The 5869-nt window shown below is 70.9% G+C and carries 5 protein-coding genes; 3 read left to right on the top strand and 2 right to left on the bottom strand.

Going from position 1 to position 5869, the window contains the following annotated elements:
* Window positions 1–74 precede the first annotated feature (74 nt).
* Window positions 75–1517, top strand: a complete 1443-nt coding sequence (locus Q2100_RS27925) for an MFS transporter (protein WP_302916655.1) — start codon at window positions 75–77, stop codon at window positions 1515–1517.
* A gap of 7 nt (window positions 1518–1524) precedes the next feature.
* Here the strand turns inward: Q2100_RS27925 and Q2100_RS27930 are convergent, their stop codons facing one another.
* Together Q2100_RS27930 and Q2100_RS27935 are read right to left on the bottom strand one after the other, a co-directional pair.
* Window positions 1525–2190 (bottom strand): potassium channel family protein, encoded by a 666-nt coding sequence (locus Q2100_RS27930; RefSeq protein ID WP_264010568.1) that lies wholly within the window; start codon window positions 2188–2190, stop codon window positions 1525–1527.
* Window positions 2187–2861, bottom strand: coding sequence for a potassium channel family protein (locus tag Q2100_RS27935; protein ID WP_302916656.1), 675 nt, complete (start codon window positions 2859–2861; stop codon window positions 2187–2189). Before Q2100_RS27935 ends, Q2100_RS27930 begins: the two co-directional genes overlap by 4 nt.
* 94 nt (window positions 2862–2955) lie before the next feature.
* Between Q2100_RS27935 and Q2100_RS27940 the strand changes: the two genes are divergently transcribed.
* Together Q2100_RS27940 and Q2100_RS27945 are read left to right on the top strand one after the other, a co-directional pair.
* Complete coding sequence (locus tag Q2100_RS27940) at window positions 2956–4959, top strand: APC family permease (RefSeq protein ID WP_276008115.1); 2004 nt, start codon at window positions 2956–2958, stop codon at window positions 4957–4959.
* Window positions 4956–5869, top strand: a 914-nt coding sequence (locus Q2100_RS27945) for a class I SAM-dependent RNA methyltransferase (protein ID WP_302916657.1), incomplete at its 3' end; no start/stop codon positions are given. The genes Q2100_RS27940 and Q2100_RS27945, both read left to right, overlap by 4 nt.

Consider the following 5869-nt stretch of genomic DNA (forward strand, 5'->3'; position numbering starts at 1 on the left):
CGGACCCCCGCGGGTCCGTCGACGACGCCGACACCGCAGACGCCCGGACCGACTGACCGGCCGGCGGGCACGCCATGGCCACCACGACGGGGTCCGACCGGTCGCTGATCGCGGTGGCGGTGCTGGCGTCGTTCGTGGCGTTCCTCGACGGCTCGGTGGTCAACCTCGCCCTGCCTGCGATCCGCGCAGACCTCGCACCTGGCTCGGCGGGCGGGCTCGCCCTCGAGCAGTGGGTGGTCGACGGGTACCTGCTGGCGCTCGGTGCGCTCATCCTGGTCGCGGGCGCCGTGTCCGACCAGTTCGGCCGGCTCGCGGTGCTGCGGTGGGGCCTGGTCGTCTTCGCGGCCGCGTCGCTGCTGTGCGCGCTGGCGGCGAGCGGCTGGCTGCTGGTGGCGGCCCGTTGCCTGCAGGGCGTCGGCGCGGCCTTCCTGGTGCCCAGTTCGCTGGCCATGATCAACGCCCGGTTCAGCGGCGCCGCTCAGGCCCGCGCCATCGGCACCTGGACGGCGTGGACCGGCACCGCCTTCGTCGTCGGCCCGCTGCTGGGCGGCGTGCTGGTCGACGCGCTGAGCTGGCGGTGGATCTTCGGGGTCAATGTGATCCCGCTGGCCATCACGCTCTACCTGACCGCCCGGCTGCCCGCCGAGGTGTCCACCGCCGACCGGTCGGCGTCCGTCGACGTGGTGGGCGCGGTGCTGACCGCGGTCGGGTTGACCGGCACGGTCTTCGCCCTGATCGAGCAGCAGCGCCTCGGTCTGTCCCATCCGGCGGTGTGGGGGAGCCTGGCGGTCGGCGTGGTCTGTCTGCTGGCCTTCCCGTGGTGGGAGCGCCGCACGCCGCACCCGATGATGCCGCTGGGGATCTTCGCCGCGCGGAATTTCGCCGTCGGCAACCTCGCGACGGTCTTCCTCTACGCGGCCGTGTCGCTCACCACGCTCATCGTCGCGCTGTTCCTGCAGGAGGCGGCCGGGCTGTCGGCCACCGCGGCGGGGCTGGCCACGCTGCCGATGCCGCTGCTGTCGTTCCTGCTGGCCCGCCGGTTCGGCGCGCTCGCAGGACGGCACGGCCCGCGGCTGTACATGGCGATCGGCCCGATGGTGGCCGCCGCGGGGGCCGTGCTGATGGCCACCGCCCACCAGCCGTTCGACTTCTGGACCCAGATGCTGCCCGGCCTGGTGGCCTTCGGCCTCGGACTGTCGATCACCGTGTCGCCGCTGACGTCGGCCGTGCTGGCCGCGGTCGATCCCGCCCAGAGTGGCGTCGGCTCGGCGGTCAACAACGCGGTGTCGCGGGTCTCGGGTTTGATCGCCATCGCATTCACCGGCGTGATCATCGGCGGCACAATGGATTTCGACGGATTCCGGCAGGGCGCGCTGGTGATCGCCGGGCTGTTCGTGGTGGCGGGCGCGGTGTCGGCGGTGGGCATCCGCAACGATCGCGTCGACCTCGACCGGATCACCCCGCAGGCCGCGGCGAACTGCCACGACCGCGTGACGCCGCCGCCCGCCTACCGCTGAGCGGCGCTCACTTGGGGCGGTTGAGCAGCACGTCGCGCAGCTCGTCCTCGACCTCGGCGACCGCGACGAACAGCAGCTCGTCACCGCCCTCGAGCGGCTCGTCGGGCTCCGGCACGATCACCCGTGCCCCGCGGAGAATCGTCACCAGCGTGGCGTTGCGCGGCAGTTCCAGGCGCTTGACCGGTTTGCCGCCCCACGGGGTGTCGTCGGGCAGCGTGATCTCCACCAGGTTGGCCTGGCCCTTGCGGAACTCCATCAGCCGCACCAGGTCACCGACCGCCACGGCCTCCTCGACCAGCGAGGCCAGCATGCGGGGCGTCGACACCGCCACGTCGACCCCCCAGTTCTCGTCGAACAGCCACTCGTTGCGCGGATCGTTGACCCGGGCGACAACCCGCTGCACCGCGAACTCCGTCTTGGCGAGCAGGCTGACCACGACGTTGACCTTGTCGTCGCCCGTCGCCGCGATCACCACGTCGAACTCCTCGAGGCGCACCGACTCGAGCTCGCTGAGCTCGCAGGCGTCGCCGAGCCGCCAGTGCGCGGCGGGGATGGCGTCGACGTCGACGTGGTCGGGATTGCGTTCGAGCAGCGTCACCTCGTGATTGCTCTCGAGCAGCTCGCGGGCGATCGAGCGGCCGACGGCGCCGGCGCCGGCAATCGCGACCTTCATCGTGCCTCGCTGTCCTCGCTCGGCGGCAGCGCCGAGATGGCCAGCGCCTCGGCGATGTGCCCGGCCACCGCGGCGATGTACACCTGGTCGCCGGCCTGGATGACGGTCTTCGGGTCGGGCAGCAGGCCGCTGCCGAACCGGATCAGGAACGCCACCCGCCCCGCGGTGGCGGCTTCCAGGTCGGTCACCCGGCGGCCGACCCAGTCCTCGTGCAACGGGAGTTCGGCGACTCCGACGTTGCCCGACGGGTCACGCCACTTGGTGGTCTCGGTCTCCCGGGTCAGCACGTTGAGCAACCGGTCGGTGGTCCACGGCACGGTCGCCACCGTCGGGATGCCCAGTCGCTCGTACACCGCGGCACGCTTGGCGTCGTAGATCCGCGCGACGACCCGCTCGACGCCGAACGTCTCGCGGGCCACCCGCGCCGAGATGATGTTCGAGTTGTCGCCCGAGGACACCGCGGCGAACGCGCCCGCGTCCTCGATGCCCGCGCGCAGCAGCACCTCGCGGTCGAAGCCCATGCCCAGCACCCGCTCGCCGGGGAACTCCGGGCTCAGCCGGTGGAAGGCGGTGCCGTCGCGGTCGATGACGGCGACGTCATGGCCGATCCGCGACAGGCTGTCCGACAACGACGCGCCGACCCGGCCGCACCCCATCACCACTACACGCACCTGACGGTCCCTTTCACCCAGCACGTCGGCGGAGAAAACGGACTTCGACTCCGCGCACGTCGAACGCTACCGCCAATCGAGACTGCGCTTACCCTTGGACCTCGTGTCCAAGCTTTCGACCGCGGCGCGTCGGCTCGTGCTGGGCCGCCCGTTCCGCAGTGACCGGCTGTCGCACACGCTGCTGCCGAAGCGGATCGCGCTGCCGGTCTTCGCCTCCGATGCGCTGTCGTCCACGGCGTACGCGCCGGAGGAGATCTTCCTGGTGCTGTCGGTCGCCGGCCTGACCGCCTACTCGATGGCGCCGTGGATCGGCCTGGCCGTCGCGGGCGTGATGCTGATCGTGATCGCGAGCTACCGGCAGAACGTGCACGCCTACCCGTCGGGCGGTGGCGACTACGAGGTGGTGACCACGAATCTCGGCCCGACCGCCGGCCTGACCGTCGCCAGCGCCCTGCTCGTCGACTACGTGCTGACCGTCGCGGTGTCGATGTCGTCGGCGATGAGCAACATCGGGTCGGCCGTGCCGTTCATCGGTCAGCACAAGGTGTGGTTCGCCGTCGCGGCGATCCTCATCCTCGCCTCGCTCAACCTGCGCGGCATCCGGGAATCCGGCACCGCCTTCGCGATCCCCACCTACGCCTTCATGGTCGGCATGGCCATCATGCTGGTCTGGGGGTTCGTGCAGATCCACCTGTTCGGCGAACCGCTGCGCGCCGAGTCGGCGGACTTCGAGATGCACTCCGAACACGGCGACATCCTTGGTTTCGCGCTGGTGTTCCTGGTTGCGCGCGCCTTCTCCTCGGGGTCGGCGGCGCTGACCGGTGTGGAGGCGATCAGCAACGGTGTTCCGGCGTTCCGGAAACCCAAGTCCCGCAACGCTGCCACGACGCTGCTGCTGCTGGGCGTCGTCTCCGTCACGCTGTTCATGGGCATCATCATGCTGGCCAAGGAGACCGGCGTGCAGATGGCCGAGCGGCCGCTCGAACAGCTCGGCGGCGCCCCGGCGGACTATCAGCAGAAGACGCTGATCGCCCAGCTCGCCGACGCGGTGTTCCACGACTTCCCGATCGGGCTGTTCCTGATCGCTCTGGTCACCGCGCTCATCCTGGTGCTTGCCGCCAACACCGCGTTCAACGGCTTCCCCGTGCTCGGGTCGATCCTGGCTCAGGACCGTTTCCTGCCACGCCAGCTGCACACCCGCGGCGACCGGCTGGCGTTCTCCAACGGCATCCTGTTCCTGGCGTTGGCCGCGATAGCGTTCGTGGTCGCGTTCCAGGCCCAGGTGACCGCGCTGATCCAGCTGTACATCGTCGGGGTGTTCGTGTCGTTCACGCTCAGCCAGATCGGGATGGTGCGGCACTGGACGCGGCTGCTGCGCACCGAGACCGATCCGCTGGTGCGGCGCAAGATGATGCGCAGCCGGGTGATCAACGGCATCGGCCTGACCGCGACGGGCACCGTGCTGGTCATCGTGGTGGTGACGAAGTTCCTGGTCGGTGCGTGGATCGCGATCCTGGCGATGGTGATCCTGTTCGTGCTGATGAAGTTGATCCGCAAGCACTACGACACGGTGGCGCGCGAGCTCGAGGAGCAGGAGGCCGAGGAGGGCGACATCGTGCTGCCCAGCCGCAATCACGCGATCGTGCTGGTGTCGAAGATGCACCTGCCGACGCTGCGGGCGCTGGCCTACGCGCGGGCCACCCGTCCCGACCAGCTGGAGGCCATCACCGTCAGCGTGGACGACGGCGAAACCCGTGCGCTGGTGCACAAGTGGGAGGACAGCGACATCAACGTCCCGCTCAAGGTGATCGCCTCGCCCTACCGGGAGATCACCCGTCCGGTGCTCGACTACGTCAAACGGGTCACCAAGGAGTCGCCCCGCACCGTGGTCACCGTCTTCATCCCCGAGTACGTCGTGGGGCACTGGTGGGAGCAGGTGCTGCACAACCAGAGCGCCCTGCGGCTGAAGGGCAGGCTGCTGTTCGAGCCGAACGTGATGGTGACGTCGGTGCCATGGCAGCTGAGCTCCTCGGAGCGGCTGAAGACGCTGGCGCCGCAGTCGGCCCCCGGTGACGCCCGGAGGGGCTTCCTGGAGTGAGCGCCGCCGCGCCGGTGGACCCCGGCGAACTCGTCCTCACCGCCGGGCCCGCCGCCAACGGCGGCAGCTGCGTCGCGCGTCATGACGGCCGCGTGGTGTTCGTGCGCTACGCCCTGCCGGGCGAGACGGTCCGGGTCCGGGTGGTCAGCAGTCGCGAATCCTATTGGCACGCAGACGTCGTCGAGGTGATCGAGCCGTCAGCCGACCGGATCGCATCGCTGTGCCCGATCGCCGGGGTCGACGGCGCCGGGTGCTGCGACCTCGCCTTCGCCGAACCGGACGCGGCCCGCCGGCTGAAGGGCGCCGTGGTCGCCAACCAGCTGGCCCGGTTGGGCGGATACACCTGGGGCGAGGACGGCGCGGGAACCGAACCGGTCGCCGAGCCGGTCGGCACGCCGGCCGCCACCGGGTGGCGCACCCGGGTACGGCTGGACACCTCGCCGGAGGGCCGGGTGGGCTTTCACCGCTATCACAGCTCGGTCGTGGTCGAACACCTGAACTGTGCGCAGCTGCCGCCCGGCATGCTCGACGGCCTCGGTGACCGCGCCTGGCCGCCCGGGGCGCACGTGCACGTCGCGGTCGACGACGATGGCACCCGCCACGTCGTGCAGTCCGGACCGCGCACCGGCGGCCGGTCGGCCACCGAGGTGGTGGAGGGCGGCTACGAGGCGGTGCAACGCGTCGGCGACCGGGAGTGGCGGGTGCCGGTCACCGCGTTCTGGCAGTCCCACCGGGACGCCGCGCGGCACTACAGCGCGCTGATCGGCGAATGGGCCGCACTGCAGCCGGGCATGACGGCGTGGGATCTCTACGGCGGCGCGGGCGTGTTCGCCGCCGAGCTGGCCGCCGCGGTGGGGGAGAACGGCCGCGTGCTCAGCGTGGACACCTCGCGCGGTGCGTCCCGGTCGGG

This window comes from Mycolicibacterium arseniciresistens, assembly GCF_030519285.1.
Lineage (GTDB): Bacteria > Actinomycetota > Actinomycetes > Mycobacteriales > Mycobacteriaceae > Mycobacterium > Mycobacterium arseniciresistens.

What these genes read in the sequence shown, in the direction of transcription:
- Q2100_RS27925 (WP_302916655.1), top strand. Translation starts at nt 75, where the DNA reads ATGGCCACCACGACGGGGTCCGACCGGTCGCTGATCGCGGTGGCGGTG.
- Q2100_RS27930 (WP_264010568.1), bottom strand. Translation starts at nt 2,190, where the DNA reads ATGAAGGTCGCGATTGCCGGCGCCGGCGCCGTCGGCCGCTCGATCGCC.